Raw genomic sequence first — 22,572 nt, 5'->3', positions numbered from 1 at the left:
GTGAATGAGTGACTCGGTGAAGTAGAGCGGGGAAATTACGGGATGTTTCGAGGATAGGCGAGAATGCCGTTATTTGCTTAGGTTGCCATCAGTGCTATACCCACTGCCTCCTTCACCGAGTCACTCATTCACTCATTCTCCGCCATGCCCGTCGCCCGTCCGTTCAACTTTCAGCAGTGGATTGATGACCACCGCCATCTGCTCAAGCCGCCCGTAGGCAATCAGCAGGTTTTTAAAGACAATAAAGACTTTATTGTGATGGTGGTGGGCGGCCCCAATGCCCGCAAAGACTACCACGTGGACGAGGGCGAGGAACTGTTTTTGCAGCTGGAGGGCGATATGGTGGTCAAAATCATCGAGGACGGGAAGCCCGTCGACATTGAAATTAAGGCCGGCAGCATGTTTCTGCTGCCGCCCGGCGTGCCCCACTCGCCCCGCCGCCCGGCCGGTTCCGTGGGCCTGGTGCTGGAACGCTACCGCGCCCCCGGCGAGCTGGACGGCTTCCAGTGGTACTGCGAAAACTGCGGCCACCAGCTCCACGAGCAATTCGCCGAAATCACCGACATCGTGGCCCAGCTCCCGCCCATCATGGGTACCTTCTGGGCCTCCGACGCGCTGCGCACCTGCACCGTCTGCGGTACCTATATGGAAGCCCCGGCGGCGCAAGGGTGAGTGAACGGGTAAAAGAACGTGTCATGCTGAGCGGCGCGAAGGATCTTCGCACGTTGGAAAGAGTCGTTGTTATAGCCGTTCAAGCGTGCGAAGATCCTTCGCTCCGCTCAGGATGACACCTTCTTTTACCAACTGCACTTATTCGCTAACCCCCTCATTCACCACCGCCCGTGCTCACCATCGACATCCATACCCACATCCTGCCCGAGCGGTGGCCCGATTTGCGGGAACGGTACGGCTACGGGGGCTTCATCCGGCTCGACCATCACCGGCCCTGCTGCGCCCGCATGATGCAGGACGACAAGTTCTTCCGCGAAATCCAGGACAACTGCTGGGACCCCGCCGTGCGAATGCGCGAGTACGACCAGTTCGGGGCCCAGGTGCAGGTGCTGAGCACGGTGCCCGTGATGTTCAGCTACTGGGCCAAACCCCTGGACGTGCTGGATCTGAGCCAGCTGCTCAACGACCACCTGGCGGGCGTGGTGCAGCGCTACCCCGGCCGGTTCGTGGGCCTGGGCACGCTGCCACTGCAGGCCCCCGACCTGGCCGTACGGGAACTGGAACGGTGCCACCAGCTCGGGCTGGCGGGCGTCCAGATCGGCTCCCACGTCAACGACTGGAACCTGGATGCCCCGGAGCTGTTCCCGGTGTTTCAGGCCGCCGAGGAGCTGGGTATGTGCGTGTTCGTGCATCCCTGGGACATGATGGGCCAGGGCCAGATGCCCAAATACTGGCTGCCCTGGCTGGTGGGCATGCCCGCCGAGAGCAGCCGGGCCTTGTGCTCGCTCATTTTCGGGGGCGTACTGGAGCGGCTGCCGAAGCTGCGGGTGGCCGTAGCCCACGGGGGGGGCTCGTTTCCGGCTACCATTGGCCGCATCGAGCACGGCTGGCAGGTGCGCCCCGACCTGTGCGCCGTGGATAACGCCCGCAACCCCCGCGAGTACCTGGGCCGCTTCTGGGTCGATTCGCTCGTGCACGACCCCCAGGCCCTCGACTTTCTGGTACGCACGCTGGGGGCCGATAAAGTGGCCCTGGGCACCGATTACCCGTTCCCGCTGGGCGAGGCCGTGCCCGGCCAGCTCATCCGCTCCCTGAGCTACCCCGCCGACGTGCAGGCCCGCCTGCTGAGCGGCAACGCCCTCGACTGGCTGGACCTGCCCCCGGCGCAGGTGGCCAAAATCATGGCGGTGGCCGGCTAGGTGCCCGGCCCGGGGTGTGGTATCTTTGCTGGTAATGACTTTCGAACCCACCCTCGACTTTGCCCGCCAACTCGATGCGCAGGACCCGCTGCGCGAATTCCGTCAGCAGTTCCTGATTCCGCCCGGCCCCGATGGGCAGGGCGAGTGCCTGTACTTCTGCGGCAACTCCCTGGGCCTGCAACCCCGCACGGCCCGCGCCGCCGTGGAGCGGCAGTTTGATAACTGGCAGAACCTGGCCGTGGAAGGCCATTTCAAGGGCGAAACCCCCTGGATGCAGTTCCATGAGCGGCTGCAAGGAGCCTCGGCCCGCATTGTGGGGGCCAAGCCCGTGGAGGTGGTGGTGATGAACAACCTGACCACCAACCTGCACCTGCTGCTCATCACCTTCTACCAGCCCACGGCCACCCGCTACAAGGTGCTCATGGAAGGCGGCGCATTCCCCTCCGACCAGTACGCCCTCGAAACGCAGGTGCAGCAGCGCGGCTTCGCGCCCGACGAGGCCATTGTGGAGCTGGTGCCCCGGACCGGCGAGCACACCCTGCGCACGGAGGATATTCTGGCCAAAATCGAGGAGCTCGGCGACTCGCTCTGCACCGTCATCATGGGCGGGCTCAACTACTACACCGGCCAGGTATACGACATGGGCGCTATTACCGCCGCCGGCCACGCCGTGGGCGCGCGGGTGGGCTTCGACCTGGCCCACGCGGCCGGCAATGTGGAGCTGCACCTGCACGACTGGGACGTGGATTTCGCCTGCTGGTGCTCCTATAAGTACCTCAACTCCAGTCCGGGCGGCGTATCGGGCGCGTTCGTGCACGAGCGGTTTGCCGATCAGCCCGAGCTGCTACGCCTGGCTGGCTGGTGGGGCTACGATGAGAAGGAGCGCTTCCAGATGAAGAAGGGTTTCAAGCCCATGCGCGGGGCGGCTGGCTGGCAGCTATCCAACGGGGCCGTGCTCACGATGGCCGTGCACGAAGCCGCTTTGCAGGTGCATGAGGCCGCCGGGGGCATGCCCGCCCTGCGCCGCAAAAGCGAGCTGCTTACGGGCTACCTGGAGTTCCTCATTACCCGCCTCGGTCTGGGCCGCGAGCAGCTGGAAATCATCACCCCCGCCGACCCGGCCCAGCGCGGCTGTCAGCTCTCGTTGCTGGTGCACCGCAACGGCCGCGACCTGTTCGAGCACCTGATGGCCGTGGGCGTAATCGGCGACTGGCGCGAGCCCAACGTTATCCGCCTGGCCCCGGTGCCGCTCTACAATACCTTCGAGGACGTGTACCGGGTGGGCGAGGTGCTGGCCGAATGGGCGTCCCGTCAGTAAGCCAGTTGTTAGTTGTCAGTTGTCAGTTGCCAGTTGTCAGTTATCGAACATCCTGACAACTGACAACTGACAACTGACAACTGACAACTGGCAACTGACAACTGAACGCTGACAACTAACAACTGGCAACTAACAACTGGCAACTGACAACTGACAACTGACAACTGGCAACTCCTCACTGACAACCAACAACTATCATGGCCGAAGACTACGCGGCGAAAATGAGCCGCAAAACTGCCGCCGAGCTGCGCGACTACGTCGACAATCGGTATCAGTACCGGGAGGAAGCCGTGCTGGCGGCCCTGGAGGAACTGGCCCGGCGGGGCACCCCCGAGCCCAACGCCGTCGCCCTGACTACCGCGCTCCAGACCAGCCAGCAGGAAACCGACCGCCGCGAATCGGTGGCCCGGGCCGAAGTAGCCGACCAGGACCAGGCCCGGCGTGTGGCCCGCGGCGAGGTGGTAGCCGCCGAGCCTACCGGCCCCGCCCTGTATTCGCCCGGTACCATTGCCCTGTTTTCGATCCTGCCCATGTCTACCATGATTGGGGGCGGCGTGCTGCTGGGGCTGAACCTGGTACGCCTGCGGCAGTTTCGGGGGCTGGCCTTGCTGGTCGTGTTCGTGCTGGCCTACATCGTGCTGATGCTGAATCTGGTGATGCTGGTGATTGTGCGCGGCGGGGTGTCGCCCATCATCGGCTACTTCCTGTTCAACGTGCCGGCCATTCTGGTGTATGTGCGCTGGTTCTGGCCCCGTTATATTGCCACCGAAAATTACCGGGGCCGCAGTTTGTTGCTGCCCATCATCGTGTGCTTCCTGCTTTCGCTGGCCCTGCAATACGCCATGCCCTACCTGCAAAAGCAACAGCCCCCGGAGGTGCAGCAGCAGATGAAGCAGCTAGAGCGCTTGCTGAAGGAGTAGGCAAGTCTGCCGCCACCCCGCGCCACCCCGCCAATGCCCCTGCGCCCGCTGCCCCTGCCCGCCGCCGAGCTGCTGCTCGACGCCGCCTTTCTGGCCCCGGCCGCCGCCGCCGCGCTGCTCGCCCACCTCACCTGCGACGTGCCCTGGCAGCAACAGCCCATCCGGCTGTTCGGCAAGCAGGTGATGCAGCCCCGGCTCACGGCCTGGTACGGCGACCCGGCCGCTACTTACCAGTACTCGGGCCTGCGCCTGGAGCCCCTGCCCTGGACTGCCCCGCTGCTCCAGCTGCGTCGGCGCGTGGAGGCCGCCGCCGGCACCCGCTTCAACAGCGTGCTGCTCAACCTTTACCGCAGCGGCCAGGATAGCATGGGCTACCACGCCGACGACGAGCCCGAACTGGGTTCCGCGCCCGTTATTGCCTCGCTCACGCTGGGCGCTACCCGTACCTTCCGTCTCAAGCCCCGCCCCGGCGTGGCCGCTGAGGCCCTGAGCCTGCCGCTCACCTCGGGTAGCCTGTTGCTGATGCGCGGCCCCACCCAGCAGAACTGGCTCCACGCCCTGCCCAAAACCGCCCGCCCCGTCGGCCCCCGCCTCAACCTCACGTTCCGGCTGGTAGACAGTGCCCGGTAAGCGGAGTTGCCGCTTCCGCATGAGCTAAACAATTAGGGGCTAAACAATTTCAAATTGTTTAGCCCCTAATTGTTTAGCTCATGCGGAGCAGACGCCCGCCAGTAAAAAACGCCCCCGCGACAACCGTCGCGGGGGCGTTGCAGTACCTTCTAAGTCCTAAGTCCTAAGTCCTAAGCAGCCTATTGCAAATCGAAGCGCAGGCCCAGGTAGCCGAGGCGGCCGATTTGGGGGCCGCCGAACACCTGGTTGTTATTGGCATTGAAGGCGTTGGAAATACCGGCCTGGAAGGTGGTGCCCAGCTTGGGAACCAGGTAGCCCAGGTAGGCATCGGTGGTGCTGTAATCCTGGATGGTGCCCACGGCGAAGGGCATTTCCTGCAAGTGGCCCTGCACCCAGCGGTAGTTCACGGAGTAGCTCAGGTTGCCGGCCTGGCCGTTGGCGCCCACGTTGTATTTGTGCTTGGGCGTGTTGAAGAACGTCTGGAAGCCGGCGGGCAGGTTGCTTTTGTCGAGGACGTTGAGCGAGTAGTTGCCCGTCAGGTTGAAGGCCCGGCGGAAGTAGTAGGCCAGGCCGGCCGTTACGCCCTGGGTTTTTACTTCCTGGGTGCTGTTGACGTAGGTGTAGAGCACGCGGGTGGGCTGGCTTTGGTTGGAGTAGGCCGTCGGATAGCCGGCGGCCAGCTGGGCCGTGGTCGGGCGGCTGCCATCGGTGTTGCCCACAAACAGCTGGGCCCCGATGAAGCCGTCGTAGCGGCTGCGGTAGTAGCTCACGTCGGCGTACAGGTTGGCGATGAGCGCGCCTTTGTAGCCAATTTCGGCCGTCTTCACCTGCTCCAGTTGCAGCGGCGCGGCGTTGTACTCGTAGGTCTTCAGCCGGGCCGGGTCGGCCGAGGCCGCGCCCAGGGTTTGGGGCGAAGCGAACAGGGTGGTGTTGTAGCCCTGGAACCCGTTGCCGATGTTGCCCAGCAACAGGCCGCTGCGGATGTCGCTGTACAGGTACTGCTCCAGCTGCGAAGGCGAGCGGAACGCCCGGCCGTAGCTGGCCCGGAAGTTATGCTGCTTGTTTTCGCCGGCCGAGTACACGGCGGAAGCCCGGGGCGAGAAGGCCGGCTTGAAGTTCTTGAACTCGTCGATCCGGCCGGCCAGGGCCAGCTTCAGGCGCTCCTCGAACACGGTTTGGGTGAGCTGCCCGTAGGCTCCGTACTCGTAGTTCACGATGCGCTTGCCATCCTGGTCGCTGAACAGCAGGCCATCGGAGCCGAGGCGGTACTGGCGGTAGGCCCCGCCCACCACCAGGTTGGTGCCACCCTGGCCGAGCATAAACTGGCGCTGGGCGCTGAGGTCGTGCAGGTAGGAATTGAAGTACTGCTGGGCCCCGGTGCTGGGGTTCTTATCCTGAATGATTCGCTCCCGCAGCGTACTGAAGCGCGGGTCGGAGGGGGCGAGCTGGGTGGCGCTGGCGGCCGTCTGGGCCGCTGTCAGGGCCGCATCCGGCGTCATGCCCGCCTGGCGGGCCTTGCCGTAGGCGTCGTTGTAGGTAAAGTAAAACCGGTCCTGATAGCTCCGGAAACCACCCTCAGCCGTGGGCGCCTGCTGAATCAGGGTGCCCAGCTGGTTGAACTCGTAGGACTTGCCCGAGAAATCCTCGGTGCTATACGCCCGTACGAAGCCTTTGCTGCTCTTGAGCTCGGCGCGGTACTGGTTCGAGCCCAGGCCCTTCACCCGGAACCGGCTCAGGTTCTGGTAGGTAGCCGTGCCCTCGGCGTGCTTGACGTCCACGGTCAGTTTCAGGTCGTCGCGCAGCAGGTACGAAACCATGCCTTGCAGCCGGTACGACGACGTGCGGTTGTCGTTGGCAATCAGCTGCTGCTCCGTGAAGCCGGGCAGGTAAGCCGTTTTGCCGTACAGTTCCGGGTTGGCGTTGGTGTTGTTGGGGGCCGTATCGTCCGATAGTTTCTGGAAGGGGCTGAAGGTATAGCCCCCTTCACCATAACGGTTTACGGCATTGTAGCCCAACGACGAACCGGCCGGGTTTACCGAGCTCTGGGTTGCCCCGTAGTTCTGGGCCAGCCAGTCGTTGGCCCGGAAGGCGCTGGCATTCACCTTGAAGGCCAGCTTGTCGGTTATTTTCTGGGCGTAGCGCAGCTGCCCGTCCAGCAGATCCCGCTGGCCGGCCCGCAGGCGCATGCTCAGCCCCTCGTACACGAAGGGGTCTTTGGAGTTGAACAGAATAACCCCGCTCAGGGCATTGGCCCCGTAGAGGGCCGAGGCCGGACCGTGGATAATTTCGATGCTCTCCATATCGAGCTCCGGAATGCCCACCAGGTTGCCGGGGCTCAGGTTGAGGGAGGGCAGCTGGGTGTCCATGTAGTCGACCAGCTGAATCACGCGCTCCGATTTGGCCGTGTTGAAGCCCCGGGTGCTCACGCTGGTAAACAGCATGGAGGCCGAGCTCACATCGATGCCCTTGAGCTGGCCCAGGCCGCTGAGTACCTCGGGCGTGGTGATGCGCTCAATCTGGCGGGTCGAAAGTTTATCCACCGTAACCGGGGCGCGCAGAATACTTTCCTCGATGCGCGAGGCCGATATAATCGTTTCGTTCAGCAGGGTGGCACTGGGCGAGAGGCCCACATTGATGGCCTGATCGGGGGCCTGGAGCCGGATTTCGCGGGTATCGAAGCCCACGTAGGAAAACACCAGCGTCACGGGGCCGTTCTCGAAAGTGGCATTCAGCTGAAAATTGCCCTGTTGGTCGGTGCTGGTGCCAACGAAGGTGCCTTTGATGAAAACCGTGGCTCCGGGCAAAGCTTCGCCTTTGTCGGTGAGCACCTTGCCCGCCAGCGTTTTTTCGGCCGCGTCTGGGGTGGTGAGGCGGGTAGCGGCGGCCGGGTGGGCCGGAACAGGGAGCGGGGTGGTGAAAGCCAGCTGCGGCAGCAGGGCCGCAGCGGCTAATAGAGAGGATGAGTAGAGAGAGGTCATGAGGCGCGAATGCCGGAGGTGTGTGAATTCAGGGCTGCAAACGTAGCGTCACCCGCGCGCGCTTCTGATTATTTTCGGCAAACAGTGTAGAAACACAGGTGAACCCGACCTTTGTCTGGGGCGAATGAGCCGCCCTCGTTCCCATCTTCGGACATGTTTCTATTAATGGGAAAAGAGGGTCCCGTTGGGTCGTACCCGAAAGCGCCCTTCCTCTGCCAGGCAGAAGAAGGGCGCTTTCGGGTACGACCCAACGGGTGGTAAGAGCCGTTTACTTGATGTCGAGCTGCAAGCCCAGGTACGCGAGCCGGCCGATTTGCGGGCCGCCGTACACTTGCACATTGGTAGCATCGAACAGGTTGGAGGCCCCGGCCTGCACCGTCAGGCCCGTCTGCACGAAATTGTAGCTCAAGTAGGCATCCGTGGCGCTGTAGTCCGAGAGTTGGCCCACGGCGAACGGGGTACCGTACTCGTGGCCCTGGGCCCACCGGTAGTTCAGCGAGTAGCTCAGGTGGTTGATAACCGAGCCGCTGGCTCCTACATTATACTTGTGCTTGGGCGTGTTGAAATAAGTCTGGAACTCGGCATCCGTCACGTCGGAGCGGTCCTGCACGTTGAGCGTGTAGTTGGCGGCCAGGTTGAAGAAGGGGGCGAAAGCGTAGGTCAGGCCCAAGGCGGCTCCCTGAGTGCGCACTTCCTGGTTGGCGTTGGTCCACACCTGCAACACACGGGTCGGGGAACTGGCTTCCTGAAACGGCGTACCGAACGGTGCCTTCGTAGCCGTACGCGACCTTTCAAACGTTAGCTGGTCCGATGTGGGCCGGCTGCCGTCGCGGTTGCCAATGAAGCGCTGAGCGCCAATAAAGTCGTTGTAGTAGTTGCGGTAGTAATTAACGTCCACCACCAACTTGTCACCAAGCGCTCCTTTATAGCCTACTTCGTACGTACTCAGCCGCTCCAGCTTCAGCGAGGCAATGTCGGTTGATACCGGCTGAATATTGGCGCCAATGCTGGCTGGGGTATAGCCTTGGAACCCATTGTCCACGTTGCCCAGCAGCAGCACCTGGCGCACGTCGAGCTGAATATACTGGTCGAGCTGGGTGGGCGAGCGCAGGGCCCGGCCGTAGCTGGCCCGGAAGTTATGCTGACGGGCCGCGTCGGCCGAATACACCACCGAAGCGCGGGGCGAGAAGGCGGGCTTAAAGTTCTTGAAGTCGTCTACCCGGCCGGCCAGGGCCAGCTTCAGGCGCTCATCCAGCAATTTCTTGGTGAGCTGGCTGTAAGCCCCTAATTCGTGGTTCTGAATCCGGCCTTCCTCGTCACTGAACAGGTTGCCATTTGAGCCGAGGCGGAATTTACGGTAGGCCGCGCCCACGATCAGGTCAGCCGTTTCGGTCAGCTTGAAGTTGTACTGGGCGTTGCCCTCGTTCAGCAGGGAGCTGGGGTTGAGGCGGGCGCCTTTACCGGGCGTCGCGTCAGCAATAATCTGGCTGCGCAGGTTGCGGAAGGCCGCCGAGTTGGGATCAATCTGAAATTTGGCGGCCGCGTTGAGGGCCGTGGTCTGAGCCTGGGCATCCGTCTGGCCAGCCTGGCGTGCGCCGCCGTAGGTGGTCAGGTAGGTGCTGAAATACTGCTGGGCGTACGTCGTGCCGCTGCCCGTGGCAATGGGCGAATTCTGAATGAAGGAGCCCAGCAGGTTCAGGTCGTAGGAGTTGTTACCGTAGTCCTGCACCGACTGGCCGCGCACAAACCACCGTTCCCCTTTAATTTCGCCGTGGAATTGGTTGGTGCCGAAGTCTTTGAGGCGGTAGCGGCTGGAGCTCTGGTAGCTGGCCGTGCCGCGGTTGTAGTTGGCACCTACCGTCATCTTTATCGAGTTGGTTACCAGGTAGGAAAGCGTGGGGTGGATTTTGAGCGACTTCGCCTGGTCATCACTGCCAACCAACGTTTTCTCCTCGAAGCCCGGCATAAACAGGGTTTTGGGCCGTAGGTCCGCGAACGGGTAATCGGCCGGTACCTTAAAGGCTACGTCGCCGTAGCGGTTCACGGCCTCGTAGCCCAGCGTCGAGCCCTGGGCATTGTTACGGAACTCCACGCTTTTGCTGGTGGCCACCGTGCTGTTGGCCAGCCAGTCGTTGGCGGTGAGGTAGGCGCCCGTGATTTTGAAGGCGAACTTGTCGCCGATTTTCTGGGCGTAGCGCAGCTGGCCATCAAAAAAGCTGCGCTGGCCGCCGCGCACGCGCACGCTCAGGCCCTCGCTCACGAAGGGGTCTTTCGAGTTCTGAAGCAGTACCCCGTTGAAGGCATTGGCTCCGTAGAGGGCCGAAGCCGGACCGTGAATGATTTCGATGCTCTCAATATCGATTTCCGGCAAACCCGTCAGGTTGCCGGCATTCACGTTCAGCGAGGGCGACTGGGTATCGAAGTAGTCGGTGAGCTGGATCAGGCGCTCCGATTTGGGCGAGTTGAAGCCGCGGGTGCTCAGCGAATTCATCAGCATGCTCGTCCCGTTCACATCAATGCCCTTGAAGTGGTTGAGACCCACCTGCACGTCGGGCGGGGGCAGGCGCAGCACCTGCTGGGAGGTTACCTTTTCTACCGTTACCGGGGCCTGCAAAATGCCCTCCTCTACGCGGGAGGCCGAGGCAATTACCTCGTTCGTCTGGGTGGGGTTCACTTTGAGCTGCACCTTCACCGCGTTGTCGGGCTTGGTCAGCGTTACCTCGCGGCTCTCATAGCCCACGAAGGAAACCGACAGCGTGACCGGCCCCTCGCTGAAATCGGTCCGGAGCGTAAACCGGCCGTCGCGGTTGGTGCTGGTGCCGATGAACGTGCCCCGGATAAAAATTGTGGCCCCGGGCATGGGTTCGCCGGCTTCCGTTTGGACTGTGCCCGCAACGGAGCCCATTTCCTGCGCCTGGCCCGTGAGCACCGTGCCCAGCAGCAACAGGAAGAAAAATAGAAAACGATAGAGTTTTCTCATGCTAAAAAAGTGCAAAAAAATGAAAAAAATATCCGGGTCAGGGAAGAGGGCTGCAAATATAAAGTAGGCATGCCGAATAACCTACTGCCCGGCGGGGGGCTTGCCCCGGCTTAGCGAAGGGGGCAAATGGTGTTTACTCAATGGGTTTGGCTATTTCCAAGCGCTGCTTAGCTAATCGGTATTCGGGGCTCAGTACCTGATAATGGGTAGTCCGTAGAGCAAAGAACAGTTTTCATCTCCTATCAGGTAGTCTCCAATCTGCAATATCCGGCCTTCATCGTACCAACCGGCTACCACCCACGGGTTGGGCTCCCGAACGCGCGGCCAAGCCTCCGCATCGGCCGGACTGCATACTTCGGTGAGGGCACCCGAGGATGCCCGGTGGGGGAGCGGGAACAGGAGCGGCCAATCGGTAGCGGGGTAGAGCAGCATGGAACCGGAGAAGCGGAACGGGGAAGAATCATTCGATAATCCAAAGTACAGCAATGTCCGGCGGCTATTTTGGGGTGCCCACCAGTATAGGCTATTCACTCGTTTAACGGGGGGTATTGCTCGACTAACCGATGCCAGCGGAATGGGTTACATTCGCCTTTCCGCTTACCGTTCCTTTGCTAGCCGATTTTTCCGCCGTTGCCATGACCTCACCTGCCCCTGTTGCCGAGCCCGCCGAAACGCTTACCGTGATGGGGGGCGGCCTGGTTGGCTGCCTGTTAGCGCTCTACCTGACCCGGCACGGTCACCAAGTGGACGTATTCGAACGCCGCCCCGACATCCGGGGCGCAACACCCGTGGAGGCGCGCTCCATCAACCTGGCCCTCTCCGACCGGGGCTGGCGGGCGCTGGAAGGCGTGGGCATTGCCGAGGCCGTGCGCGAAGTGGCCATTCCTATGCACGGGCGCGTGATGCACGACCCGGCCGGCAACCTCACCCACCAGCCCTACGGCCAGGCCGGCCAGGCCATCTACTCCGTGTCGCGGGCCGGCCTGAACCGCCGGATGCTGGATTTAGCCGAGCAGCAGCCGGGCATCCGGGTGCAGTTCAACCAGCAGTGCCGCCGGGTAGATGTGCGCCGCCAGGAGCTGGAAATGCTGGACGTGGCCACCGGTCAGGCCCGCACCGTGCCCTACCAGCGCCTGTTCGGGGCCGATGGGGCCTACTCGGCCGTGCGCGGTGCGTTGCAGCGCACCGACCGCTTCAACTACTCCCAGCACTACCTCGACTACGGCTACAAAGAACTCACCATCGCGGCCGGACCTGACAACACCTGGGCCCTGGAAAAAAATGCGCTCCACATCTGGCCCCGGGGCCAGTATATGATGATTGCGCTGCCCAACCTCGACGGCTCGTTCAACTGCACCCTGTTTTTCCCCTACGAAGGCCCCGTTTCCTTCGCCACCCTCCAGACGCCGGCCCAAGTGCGCGACTTCTTCGCCGACGTATTCCCGGATGCCGTGCCCCTGATGCCGGAGCTGGAAACCGAGTTCTTCGACAACCCCACCAGCTCGCTCGTCACGGTGCGCTGCTTCCCCTGGACTTACCAGCACGACGTGCTGCTGCTCGGAGATGCCTCCCACGCCATTGTGCCATTTTACGGGCAGGGCATGAACGCGGGCTTCGAGGATTGTACCGTGCTCGACCAACTGCTGCAACAGCACGGCCGCGACTGGGGGCAGATTTTCCACGAGTTTGAAGTCTCGCGCAAGCCCGATGCCGATGCCATGGCCGACCTGGCCGTGTACAATTTCCAGGAGATGCGCGACCGGGTGGCCGATCCGCGCTTTCTGTTGCAGAAGAAAATCGAAGGCAAAATTTCGGGCCAGTACCCCGACAAGTGGCTGCCCCTGTATTCGCAGGTTACGTTTTCGCACCTGCCCTACGCCGAGGCCCTGGCCAACGGGCAGGCCCAGGAACAGATTATGCAGCGCCTCATGCCCCACATTCAGACCGAGCAGGACTACCAACGACCGGAGGTGCAGGACCTGGTGGCCCAGGAAATGGCCCGGCGCTGAGCCGGGGGCGGGCCGCTGCTACCAGCCAGGCGCCCGCCACGGCTGGTGTGCCGGAAAAAAATGGCTGGCCCAGATCGGGACCCGGGGCGGGCAATCCGGCGAACATAGGCGCTGCGTACGTCCGAACGCTGGCGGATTGGTTCAAAAAGAAAGGCCCTGCCTTCCCCCGTTATTTAAATTTGATTGGCAAAGGGCAGAACAGTAGCTTAGCTACGAGCCAACTGCCTCCTTTGGTGCCGGCCGCTGGCCCTCCCGCTCCGTTTGGTTGCGCGCGCTTTGCCGCCGCCACTTATCCTACTCCACTTTTCGCGCTCCGTTATGTCTGCTCCCGGCCCTTTACTGACTTGTGCTATTATTGATGATGAAGAAATCAACCGGCTGACGCTGGAGCACTATATCTCCCTGACCGACTCGCTGGAAATGGTGGTGTCGATGGATGACGCCTTGCAGGGCCTGAACTATTTCCGGGCCGGCAACCGCGTCGACGTGCTGTTTCTCGACATCCAGATGCCCCAGCTCAACGGCCTGGACCTGCTGCGGGTGCTACCCGACCCGCCCATCGTGATTCTGACCACCGCCCACGAGGATTTCGCCGTGGATGCCTTCGACCTGCGGGTGACGGATTACCTGGTCAAGCCCTTCGATTATGCCCGCTTCAGCCGGGCTGTGCAGCGGGCCCTGCAACAGCACGCCACCCCGGTAGCTGCCGCCGCCGTTGCGCCCGCCCCCGCCCCCGCCGACAGTGACCTGTTTGTGAAGGTGAACAGCAAAATGGTGCGCATCAACTTCGATGAGGTGCTCTACATCGAAGCCCTGTCGGATTACGTCATCATCGTAACCGACAAGCAGAAGTACATCGTCTACACTACCATGAAGTCGCTGGATGCGCGCCTGCCCTTCGAGCATTTCGTGCGGGTGCACCGCTCCTACATTCTCAACATGAAGCGCATCGAGGCCATTGAGGACGGGGCGGCTGTGGTGCCCGGCGGCCAGCACGTGCCCATCGGCAAATCCTACCAGGAGGCCTTTTTCAGCAAGCTCAACCGCATCTGAGGTGGTGAGTTGATGTTGGAGAGTCCTGTTTGCGCAAGCGGCGCAGTCAGGACTCTCCAACATCAACTCACCACCTCACCATTTCACCTATTCCACCCGGGCGTTGCCGAGCTGCTCCACGGCGGCGGTCAGGGTGGTGGTTAGTTGCTGGGTGAGGACGAGCAGCTCGGTATCGGGGCGGGGGGCGGGGGCCGGTTCAGGGCGCGAGAAGGGCTCCAGCACCCCCACGGCGGCGTAGGTGGCCTCGATGCCCAGCAACTGCAACGACGGCCGGAGCTTGTGGGCCAGGGCGCCCACCGCAGGCCAGTCGGCGGCGGCGGCCGCCTCCTGCAACTGCGCCACCACCAGCGGCGTGTGGGTACGAAAAGAGCCGATGATTTTCTGCATGAAAATGGTGCTGCCGTGGGCCATGTCGCGCAGGCGGCTCAGGTCGAACAGCGGTTCTTCGGCGGGTGCCGGGGCCGGGGTTTCGGCCGCCAGCGGCAGCGGCACCTGGGCGGCCGGAGTTGGGGCCGGGGGCTGCTGTTCCAGCTGGGCCACCGGCACCGGCCGCAGGTTGGCTTCCAGCTTGCGAAACAGGTCATCTTCCTCGAAGGGCTTCGACAGATAGTCGAGCCCGGCGGCGCGGTATATCTCGTTGTCGGAGCGCATCACGTTGGCCGTAAGCGCAATAACGGGGGTGTTGGCGCGAGCCGGGTCGGGGTGCTGGCGCAGCAGCCGGGTTACGTCGAGGCCACTCATGCCGGGCATCTGAATATCCATCAGCACCACGTCGTAGAGGCGAGCTTCGAGCTGCTCCAGCGCTTCGGTGCCATCAGAGGCCACGTGGGTTTCTACCTGCCAGCCGGCCAGAATGAGCACGGCCAGCTGCTGGTTCACGGGGTGGTCTTCCACCAGCAGCACGCGCTTGTGGTGCAGAACGGTGTAATCGGGCTTGGGCAGCGGCACGACGGTAGGCAGCGTGGCGCCCCCTTTGGGCAGGGTGAGGCTGAAAAAGAACGTACTGCCCTGGCCCTCCTCGCTTTCCACCCACATGCGCCCGCCCATCTGCTGCACCAGGCGGCGGCTGATGGTCAGGCCCAGGCCCGTGCCACCGAAGCGCCGGGACGTGTCGGCGTAGGCCTGGGAAAAGTTTTCGAAAATGGATTCCTGCTTGTCGGCCGAAATGCCGATTCCCGTGTCGCGCACGCAGAACTCGATGCCGATTTCGTCCTCGGTTTCGTGCAGCAGGCGGCCGCCCAGCTCCACCGAACCGCGGTTGGTGAACTTGACGGCGTTGCTGAGCAGGTTGAGCAGAATCTGGTTGAGGCGGCCCGGGTCGCCGATAACGATGGGCCGGGGCAGTTGCAGGGGCTTGAGGCGGAAGTCGATGCCCTTTTCCTCGGCCCGGTAGGCCAGCGTCTGCACACTTTCTTTAATCGACTGGCAGATATCGAACGGGACCCGCTCCATTTCCAGCTTGCCAGCCTCGATCTTGGCCACGTCCAGCACGTCGTTGATGACGGTGAGCAGGTGGCGGCCGGAGTTGCGCAGAATCCGCAGGTGCTCCTGCTGCGACTCGTCGAGCGGGGTTTTGGCCAGCAGCCCGGCCATGCCCAGAATGCCGTTGATGGGCGTCCGGATTTCGTGGCTCATGTTGGCCAGAAAGTTTTCCTTGGCCCGGGCCGTATTTTCGGCCTCGTCCTTGGCCCGTACCAGCTCCTGCTCGGCCTGGATGCGCTCCGTTATTTCCTGGCCGTAGGCAATCACGTAGGGCTCCTCGCCGGGTTCCTCTACCCGGTAGTTGTCGTAGATGAGGTGATGCAGCCGTCCATCGGGGCCGTTGAGCGTCATCAGGCCGGTTATTGCCTGCTGCTCCCGCGACTGTTGCAGGTACAGGTCGAGCTTGGAATGCAGGTTGGGGCTCATCACCTGATGCAGGGTTCGGCCAATCAGCATTTCGGGTACCACGCCCACCAGCTGGGCCGCCGCCGGGTTCACCGACAGCAGAACGCCGTTCAAGTCGTGGGTGCAGATCAGGGCCTGGGAGTAGTGCATCAGGTCGCGGTACTGCTTGGCACTGTTTTCCAGGGTCTGCCGGGCCTTTTTCATCTCCGTGATGTCGGTGCTCACGCCCAGCACATTCAGGCTGCCGTCGCCCCGGTACAACGGGCGCTTCACCGTTTGCAGGTCCAGCACGGTGCCGTCGCGCAGGGTGTAAGTAGTTTCCTTCACCAGCTCCCGGCCGGTCGTCAGCACGTAGTCGTCGGAAATAATGAACTCTTGGGCTTCGGCGGCCACCCGGCTGTTGGGGGCGATGCCGGGCTCCCGGTGGGCACTTTGCTTGATCAGGTCGTCGAAGGCGCGGTTGCTGAACAGCACCTTGCCCCGCCCGTCGGTGGCCCAGATGATGTTGGGCGTGGTATCGACCACGGCCCGCACGAAGGCCTGGTTTTCCTGGAGCTCCGCCTCGCGCTGGCGCAGACGCTCCTCGGCCGCGTGGCGCTCGGTAATATCAATACCGTAGCCGATGACCATGCGCAGCTCGTCCGTGGTGGGGTCGAATACGGCCTGCATGTGGCGCAGCGCCAGCCGGTCCCCCGTGGGGGTTTTCAGGCGCTCCTCCCAGGCCAGCACCGTGCGCTGCCGGATGGCCTGCTCGAAGCGGGCACGCCGGTCGCGGGCCATCTTGTCGGAGCGGTTGCGGTAGGTGGCGTATTCAAAATCATCGTGCCCGATAATCCACTGGCGCAGCTCAGCGTTGCCGATGGCGGCCGGGTTCACGAACCGGTAACGGTGTCCGGCATCGAATACGGCCACGTCGGCCGGGAGCTGGTTGAGAACCGTTTCGTAGAACTGCTGCTGCTCCACCAGCCGCTTTTCGGCTTCCTTGAGCGGGGTGATGTTGGTGAAGTACAGGTTCACGTACTGGTCATCCTCGAAGGGCGTAATGGCCAGCTGGAACCACTGGTCCACGAACTGAACCTCGCGCTGGGTGAGCCGGTTGGTCGCCAGCGACTCCAGGGCCGCCTGGTAGAGCTGGCCGGCCAGTTCGGGCTGGCGCCGGGGGTTGAGGTATTCCTGGCGCAGGGTGTCGGCGGCGGGGTTACTGTAGAGCAGGCGGCCATCGGCGTGCAGGCGCAGCACCAGGTTGGGGTTCTGCCCCGGAAGACGGGACAGCGAATGCAGGTACTGCTCGGCGCGACGGGCCTGCGTAACGTCGCGGAAGGAGAGCATGTAGCCGGCCGCCACCAGCTCATCCTGGCCGTTGAGCGGAATGAAGTCCAGCTCCAGCACGGTGCCGTCGGCCAGCTCCAGGTCTTCGCCTAGCACCCGCTGATCGGCCTGGCGCATGCTCTCCAGGCGCTGGCGGGTCAGCTCGGGCCGGCGGGTGTGGGCGATGAGGGATTCCAGCACGGGCTGCACCGGGTGGTCGAGCATGCCCAAAGGCGGCATTTCCTCTACCCCAAACAGGTCACAGAATTCCTGGTTGAGCAGGGCCACCATCCCGTTCTGGTGGGCCACCAGCACCCCCACGCGCAGGTTCTGGGTCAGGCGCGTGATGCTGTCGGTGAGGCGGCCCACGGTGCGCTGGGTGGAAACCAGGTGGCGGCGCAAGGTCTGGACCTGCACCTCGGCCGCCAGCCGGCCCCGGCGCTCCTGTTCCAGTTCGGCCACCAACGATTCGGGCGTGGGCGGGGTGGAGGCGGTGGAAGACATAGCGGCGGGATAAGGATGGAACGGCAGGGCCGGCTAAAAGGCCCGCCCCCGCAAGTACGCGGGAGCGCAGGCAACCTACGAAGCCGGAAGATAACGTAGTTTCGGCGGCCCCAAAAATCGGGGCCGGCCGCTGCGCCGCGCCGCCGCGCCTACCCCAGACTCAGGCCCAGACTCAGGCCCAGGCCCAGGCCGGCCACCAACCCCAGCCCCAGTGCCAGGCCGGCCCACACCTGCGCGGGCGTGTGGGCGCTTAGCGCCAGCCGGGCACTACCCACGGCTCCGGCCACCGCGGCCGTGCCCACTAGCCACCAGACGCCCGGCAGCCCGGCGCTGCCGCTCAGGTGCAGCAGCCCCAGCAGGCCCAGCGCCCCGCCCATGCCCACGCCGTGAGCCGAAATTTTCCAGCGGAGCGTGATGCCAAACGTGAGCAGTACCGCCAGGCTCATGCCGGCCATCATCTCAAACAGCAGGGCGTCGAACAAGGCCGGGCGGTGCAGCAGCCAGGCGGCGGCCCCGAAGCTGAGCGCGGCCAGCAACAGGGGCCAGGCGCGCTGCTCCCGGGCGCGCAGCTCCACCGAGTCGGCCAAGCCCAGGTACACCAGCAGGCCGGTCGCCAGCGCCGGCAGTACCAGCGTGAAGCCGCCCGCCACGGCCAGCACCAGCCACCGCTCGGGCAGGGCCGGCTGCATCAGCACCCCCGGGAGCTGGTAGCACACCACGTAAAACAAGTAAGACGGCACCAGCAGCGGATGAAACACCGCGGACAGTACCGTCGCCGGAAATCGGGACACGGGGCCGGAAAATAGAGACGGAACCTGGCGAAGATACGTCAGGGTGCCCATTCGGTCCGGCGAGGTCAGGAAGGCTGGCCTCCTAGGGCGGGCGCCGCCGCCAAGGGCCGCAGGCTGCCCGCGTCCAGGCGAACGGCTTTCGGGGCGGCTTCCAGCTGCCGCCGGGCTGGCCCCGTGGCCGCCCGCAACACCAGCGGCCCCCCGAGCACGGCCAGCAGCAATGAGAAGAGCGAAACGGTGAGAATCGTACGAAGCAGCGACATGAGCACGGGGGGCAAGGTGTGTGAAAAGCGGGCGTTAGGCTTCAATTTACGCCCCGCTTTCCCCGGCCGGATTGCCCGCCACGCGGCACTTCGCCGAACGTCGCCGCTTCCCCCGCCAACGGCCGCCGCTACCCCGCGAAGGGCATTTGCTTCTAACGCAAAGCGGCCCGGGATTTCAGCCCGGGCCGCCGCAAGTACATGCCGTACGTCGCCTTAAAGCTCCTTGCGCAGGCGGGCCACCGGAATGTTGAGCTGCTCGCGGTACTTGGCCACCGTGCGGCGGGCAATGTTGTAGCCGCGGGCATTGAGCATCTTCTCCAGCTTGTCGTCGGAAAGCGGTTTTTTCTTCTGCTCGCCCTCAATGATTTCCTTCAGGATGTACTTCACCTCCCGCGAGCTGGCATCCTCACCCGAGTCGGTGGCAATGCCTTCGGAGAAGAAGTACTTGAGCGGATAAATTCCGAACTCCGTCTGCACTGCTTTCGAGTTGGCCACCCGGCTCACGGTACTGATGTCCATGCTGATTTCCAGGGCAATGTCTTTCAGAATCATGGGCCGCAGCTTGCTCTCGTCGCCCTCCTCGAAAAACTCGCGCTGGTAGCGCACAATGGCGTCCATGGTGCGCAGCAGCGTGTTCTGGCGCTGGCGGATGGCATCAATAAACCACTTGGCCGAGTCCAGCTTCTGCTTGACGAACGTAACGGCCTCCTTCATTTTCTTGTCCTTCTTGGAGGCCTTGTCGTAGGCCCGGAACATCTCGGTGTAGGCCGGCGAAACCCGCAGGTCGGGGGCGTTGCGGGTGTTGAGCGTGAGGTTGAACTGGCCGTTGTCGTGGCTGAGCAAAAAGTCGGGGATGATGTACTGAATCTTGCCCCCACCCACCGGCCCGCTGCCGCCGGGCTTGGGGTTGAGCTTGAGAATCAGGCCGATGGCCTCCTTTAGCTCGTTGTCTTCCAGGTCCAGCTTCTGCTGAATGCGCTGGTAGTGCTTCTTGGTGAACTCCTCAAACGTGTCGTTCAGAATGTGCTCGGCGTGCTCCACCGTCTCATCGGAGGGGCGGCGCTCCAGTTGCAGCAGCAGGCATTCCTGCAAGTCGCGGGCGGCAATACCGGCCGGGTCGAAGGTCTGGATGACGCGCAGCACACCCTCAATTTCGGGTACCGCTACTTCCAGGTTCTGCGAGAAAGCCAGGTCGTTGGCAATGGCCGACAGGTCGCGGCGGATGTAGCCGTCGCCGTCGATGGAGCCGATGAGCTGGCGGCCGATGGTCTTCTGGTACTCATCGAGGCTGGAGAAGCCCAGTTGGCTGAGCAGGCTGTCCATGAGCGAGCCGCTGGTGTCGGCCAAGGGCATTTCCCGATCGTCCTCGTCCTCGCCCGGGCCGTCGCCCTGCATCTTGTAGCCCGCGATTTCGTCGTCGTTGAGGTAGTCGCTCAAATCCAGGTCATCGGATTCCGACGACGATTCGGCAACCTCGGGTACTTCCTCCTTCACGGGCAGCTCTACTTCGGGCTGCTCCTCACTTTGCTCCCCGTCGAAATCCTCGTCCAGGGTGTTGTCGGGGTTATCGAGTTCGGCATCGGGGTCGTCGAACTCCTCGTCCCCGTCGTCGCTATCGAGGTCGTCGAACTCATCCTCCGGCTCTTCCTCGCCTTCTTCCAGGGCCGGGTTCACTTCCAGTTCCTCTTTAATGCGCGCCTCCAGCTCCGCCGTCGGAATCTGGAGCAGCTTGATAAATTGAATCTGTTGGGGGCTCAGCTTCTGCGAGAGAAGCTGCTTCATGTCCAGTCGTTGCATACGCTAAAAAACGGTACGCCCCGCCGGGTTAGGAAACGGGGAAGTTAGGTCAAATATAGGCCTTTCTGTACTTGGTTTTGGGGGAAAAAGTTGGGGCGCGGGCCGAAGTGTGTGGGAAGCAGCGCCAAGTCTCGGCCGCGCATCTGCCGGAATGAAGCCGTGGGGATGTTTGCCCCGAAACCCAGGGTGCTCCCTGTTCTGCGGTTCGCGCTACAGTCCTACCTTTACAGTTCAAATACGACTACTTCCATGTCTGACCTCCGAAAAACCAGCGTGCAGGACCTGCTGCGCAGCCAAGACCTCGACCGTGAGGTGCTGGTGAAAGGGTGGGTGCGCACCCGCCGCGGCAACAAATACGTGCAGTTCATCGCCCTCAACGACGGCTCGGGCTTCAATTCCATTCAAGTGGTGGCCAACGCCGAGCAGTTTCCGGAAGAAAAGCTGCGGGCCGAAGGCGTGGAAAACGGGGCCGCCATTGCTGTACGCGGCCAGCTGGTGGCCTCCCAGGGCAAGGGCCAGGCCGTGGAAATCCAGGCCACCGAAATCACGGTCTACGGCTCGGCCGACCCCACCACGTACCCACTGCAGAAGAAGGGCCACTCGCTCGAATTCCTGCGCGAAATTGCCCACCTGCGCCCCCGCACCAACACGTTCGGGGCGGTATTGCGCATCCGGCACGCCATGGCCTTTGCCGTGCACCAGTACTTCAACGACCACGGTTTTTGCTACGTGCACACGCCCATCGTCACGGGTTCCGATGCCGAGGGCGCGGGCCAGATGTTTCGCGTGACGACCCTACCCGACCAGAACCCACCCCTGACGGAGGACAAGGCGGGCGTCGATTACGCGCAGGATTTCTTCGGCAAGCAAACCAACCTCACCGTATCGGGGCAGCTGGAGGCCGAGGTGGCCGCCATGGCCCTGGGTAAAGTGTATACGTTCGGCCCCACCTTCCGGGCCGAAAACTCGAACACCGCCCGCCACCTGGCCGAGTTTTGGATGATTGAGCCCGAAGTGGCCTTCAACGACCTCCAGGACAACATGGACCTGGCCGAGGACTTCCTCAAGAGCCTCGTGCGCTACGCTTTGGCTCACTGCCAGGACGACCTCAAATTCCTCAACGAGCAGTACGACAAGGAGCTGCTCACCCGCCTGCAATTCGTGGTCGACAACGACTTCCAGCGCCTGGCCTACACCGAGGCCGTGGAAATCCTCAAGAAAGCCAAGCAGAAGTTCGAGTTCCCCGTGGACTGGGGCACCGACCTGCAAAGCGAGCATGAGCGCTACCTGGTAGAAAAGCACTTCAAGAAGCCCGTTATCCTGACCGACTACCCCAAGGATATCAAGGCCTTCTACATGAAGCTCAACGACGACGGGCAAACCGTGCGGGCCATGGACGTGCTCTTCCCCGGCATCGGCGAAATCATCGGCGGCTCCCAGCGCGAAGAGGACCTGACCAAGCTGCGCGCCCGCATGGCGGCCATGCAGGTGCCCGAGCACGAGTTGTGGTGGTACCTGGAGCTGCGCCAGTACGGCACCGCGCCCCACGCTGGCTTCGGCCTGGGCTTCGAGCGCCTCATCCTGTTCATCACCGGCATGGCCAACATCCGCGACGTGATTCCCTTTCCCCGCTTCCCCGGCAGCGCGGAATTTTAAGGACTGAATTTGCGCTGATTAGGCGTTGATTGCGCTGATGCTTTATGACAATGGCCGCTCCTGTGAAGGGGTGGCCATTGTGGTTATAACTTATAAGTCAGGCTTCTTTGACTGTTTGAGTAAGAAGAGGATTACGTTGGTATGTTGTCCAGCATTACCATCTGTTAAAGCAGCCTTCGTATGCTCATCGAATGTGCTGATTTCTATTTTGCGGGCTGTGTTATCGGATGATTCAACTACGGCTTTGAGATGCTCGTCCGAATCAGCTGGAATATTAGCAAAAGCCTGTTGAACCAAATAATAAAGGCTGTCAGATAATTGTACCGGTAAGGTGCCAGAAGGATTTTGGATGAGTGCGCCAAACCTTTCTCTGCCCTGGGCCGACCATCTATAGCGTGTTGATGCTCCATGCTTTGCTTGTACAGTGACCAGAGTGGCAAAAGAGTCGGGAATAGGCGTTAAATGGTCCCCGGACCACCGAACTTGTTCTAACAACCGCAAATCGTACAGGTATTTCCGGTTTTGCTGCGGCTCAGAACAGGAGGAAAGAGTAAATATTGCTATGAGGGTCAGATAGATATATTTCATGCGTATTCAGATAGCCTGC

Annotated in this window: 15 protein-coding genes; 8 read left to right on the top strand and 7 right to left on the bottom strand. The window is 62.6% G+C overall.

Features of this window, described 5'->3' with window-relative positions; all coding sequences use genetic code 11:
* Positions 1-144 precede the first annotated feature (144 nt).
* The 5 genes from D0T11_RS06930 (at position 145) to D0T11_RS06910 (ending at position 4,739) form a co-directional block, all read left to right on the top strand.
* Positions 145-672 carry a 3-hydroxyanthranilate 3,4-dioxygenase gene (locus D0T11_RS06930; protein ID WP_119655055.1) on the top strand — a complete coding sequence of 176 codons (528 nt, stop codon included), beginning with the start codon at positions 145-147 and terminating at the stop codon, positions 670-672.
* 170 nt (positions 673-842) lie between these two features.
* Positions 843-1,871: an amidohydrolase family protein gene (locus D0T11_RS06925; protein ID WP_119655054.1), complete on the top strand. Its 1,029-nt coding sequence runs from the start codon at positions 843-845 to the stop codon at positions 1,869-1,871.
* A gap of 34 nt (positions 1,872-1,905) precedes the next feature.
* Positions 1,906-3,189 (top strand): kynureninase, encoded by a 1,284-nt coding sequence (kynU, locus tag D0T11_RS06920; RefSeq protein ID WP_119655053.1) that lies wholly within the window; start codon positions 1,906-1,908, stop codon positions 3,187-3,189.
* 197 nt (positions 3,190-3,386) lie between these two features.
* The gene (locus D0T11_RS06915; RefSeq protein ID WP_119655052.1) at positions 3,387-4,109 is read left to right on the top strand and encodes a hypothetical protein; all 723 of its coding nucleotides are present in this window, start codon (positions 3,387-3,389) and stop codon (positions 4,107-4,109) included.
* A gap of 33 nt (positions 4,110-4,142) precedes the next feature.
* Entirely contained in the window at positions 4,143-4,739 is a 597-nt protein-coding gene (locus tag D0T11_RS06910; RefSeq protein ID WP_119655051.1) for an alpha-ketoglutarate-dependent dioxygenase AlkB family protein, read from the top strand.
* Positions 4,740-4,918: 179 nt separating this feature from the next.
* Here the strand turns inward: D0T11_RS06910 and D0T11_RS06905 are convergent, their stop codons facing one another.
* Positions 4,919-7,717: a TonB-dependent receptor gene (locus D0T11_RS06905; protein WP_119655050.1), complete on the bottom strand. Its 2,799-nt coding sequence runs from the start codon at positions 7,715-7,717 to the stop codon at positions 4,919-4,921.
* Positions 7,718-7,985: 268 nt separating this feature from the next.
* Positions 7,986-10,697: a TonB-dependent receptor gene (locus tag D0T11_RS06900; protein WP_119655049.1), complete on the bottom strand. Its 2,712-nt coding sequence runs from the start codon at positions 10,695-10,697 to the stop codon at positions 7,986-7,988.
* 635 nt (positions 10,698-11,332) lie between these two features.
* Between D0T11_RS06900 and D0T11_RS06890 the strand changes: the two genes are divergently transcribed.
* Together D0T11_RS06890 and D0T11_RS06885 are read left to right on the top strand one after the other, a co-directional pair.
* On the top strand, positions 11,333-12,706 hold the full coding sequence (locus D0T11_RS06890; RefSeq protein ID WP_182888283.1) for an FAD-dependent oxidoreductase: 1,374 nt from the start codon (positions 11,333-11,335) through the stop codon (positions 12,704-12,706).
* A 318-nt stretch (positions 12,707-13,024) separates the two neighbouring features.
* Positions 13,025-13,759, top strand: coding sequence for a LytR/AlgR family response regulator transcription factor (locus D0T11_RS06885; RefSeq protein ID WP_119655046.1), 735 nt, complete (start codon positions 13,025-13,027; stop codon positions 13,757-13,759).
* A gap of 87 nt (positions 13,760-13,846) precedes the next feature.
* On the opposite strand, the gene D0T11_RS06880 is transcribed toward D0T11_RS06885, so the two are convergent.
* From D0T11_RS06880 to rpoN, 4 genes are all read right to left on the bottom strand, one after another.
* Complete coding sequence (locus tag D0T11_RS06880; RefSeq protein ID WP_119655045.1) at positions 13,847-17,458, bottom strand: PAS domain S-box protein; 3,612 nt, start codon at positions 17,456-17,458, stop codon at positions 13,847-13,849.
* Positions 17,459-17,607: 149 nt separating this feature from the next.
* The gene (locus tag D0T11_RS06875) at positions 17,608-18,249 is read right to left on the bottom strand and encodes a hypothetical protein (protein ID WP_147374558.1); all 642 of its coding nucleotides are present in this window, start codon (positions 18,247-18,249) and stop codon (positions 17,608-17,610) included.
* Between the two features lie 65 nt (positions 18,250-18,314).
* Entirely contained in the window at positions 18,315-18,512 is a 198-nt protein-coding gene (locus D0T11_RS06870; protein WP_119655043.1) for a hypothetical protein, read from the bottom strand.
* 213 nt (positions 18,513-18,725) lie between these two features.
* Complete coding sequence (gene rpoN / locus D0T11_RS06865; RefSeq protein WP_119655042.1) at positions 18,726-20,309, bottom strand: RNA polymerase factor sigma-54; 1,584 nt, start codon at positions 20,307-20,309, stop codon at positions 18,726-18,728.
* A 249-nt stretch (positions 20,310-20,558) separates the two neighbouring features.
* On the opposite strand from rpoN, the gene asnS reads away from it, so the two are divergent.
* Positions 20,559-21,965, top strand: a complete 1,407-nt coding sequence (asnS, locus tag D0T11_RS06860; protein WP_119655041.1) for an asparagine--tRNA ligase — start codon at positions 20,559-20,561, stop codon at positions 21,963-21,965.
* A gap of 90 nt (positions 21,966-22,055) precedes the next feature.
* Here the strand turns inward: asnS and D0T11_RS22045 are convergent, their stop codons facing one another.
* Positions 22,056-22,553 carry a hypothetical protein gene (locus D0T11_RS22045; RefSeq protein ID WP_147374557.1) on the bottom strand — a complete coding sequence of 166 codons (498 nt, stop codon included), beginning with the start codon at positions 22,551-22,553 and terminating at the stop codon, positions 22,056-22,058.
* Positions 22,554-22,572 lie beyond the last annotated feature (19 nt).

It is taken from the genome of Hymenobacter rubripertinctus, from assembly GCF_003583925.1.
In the GTDB taxonomy this organism is placed as follows: domain Bacteria; phylum Bacteroidota; class Bacteroidia; order Cytophagales; family Hymenobacteraceae; genus Hymenobacter; species Hymenobacter rubripertinctus.
The sequence above is the reverse complement of the archived record's forward strand: the minus strand, read 5'-3'. Positions and strand labels throughout refer to the sequence as shown.

Bases quoted from the DNA above. Each gene is read 5' to 3' on its own strand.
- D0T11_RS06930 (WP_119655055.1), top strand. From the start codon at position 145: ATGCCCGTCGCCCGTCCGTTCAACTTTCAGCAGTGGATTGATGACCAC.
- kynU (WP_119655053.1), top strand. From the start codon at position 1,906: ATGACTTTCGAACCCACCCTCGACTTTGCCCGCCAACTCGATGCGCAG.
- D0T11_RS06915 (WP_119655052.1), top strand. From the start codon at position 3,387: ATGGCCGAAGACTACGCGGCGAAAATGAGCCGCAAAACTGCCGCCGAG.
- D0T11_RS06910 (WP_119655051.1), top strand. From the start codon at position 4,143: ATGCCCCTGCGCCCGCTGCCCCTGCCCGCCGCCGAGCTGCTGCTCGAC.
- D0T11_RS06905 (WP_119655050.1), bottom strand. From the start codon at position 7,717: ATGACCTCTCTCTACTCATCCTCTCTATTAGCCGCTGCGGCCCTGCTG.
- D0T11_RS06900 (WP_119655049.1), bottom strand. From the start codon at position 10,697: ATGAGAAAACTCTATCGTTTTCTATTTTTCTTCCTGTTGCTGCTGGGC.
- D0T11_RS06890 (WP_182888283.1), top strand. From the start codon at position 11,333: ATGACCTCACCTGCCCCTGTTGCCGAGCCCGCCGAAACGCTTACCGTG.
- D0T11_RS06885 (WP_119655046.1), top strand. From the start codon at position 13,025: ATGTCTGCTCCCGGCCCTTTACTGACTTGTGCTATTATTGATGATGAA.
- D0T11_RS06880 (WP_119655045.1), bottom strand. From the start codon at position 17,458: ATGTCTTCCACCGCCTCCACCCCGCCCACGCCCGAATCGTTGGTGGCC.
- D0T11_RS06870 (WP_119655043.1), bottom strand. From the start codon at position 18,512: ATGTCGCTGCTTCGTACGATTCTCACCGTTTCGCTCTTCTCATTGCTG.
- rpoN (WP_119655042.1), bottom strand. From the start codon at position 20,309: ATGCAACGACTGGACATGAAGCAGCTTCTCTCGCAGAAGCTGAGCCCC.
- asnS (WP_119655041.1), top strand. From the start codon at position 20,559: ATGTCTGACCTCCGAAAAACCAGCGTGCAGGACCTGCTGCGCAGCCAA.
- D0T11_RS22045 (WP_147374557.1), bottom strand. From the start codon at position 22,553: ATGAAATATATCTATCTGACCCTCATAGCAATATTTACTCTTTCCTCC.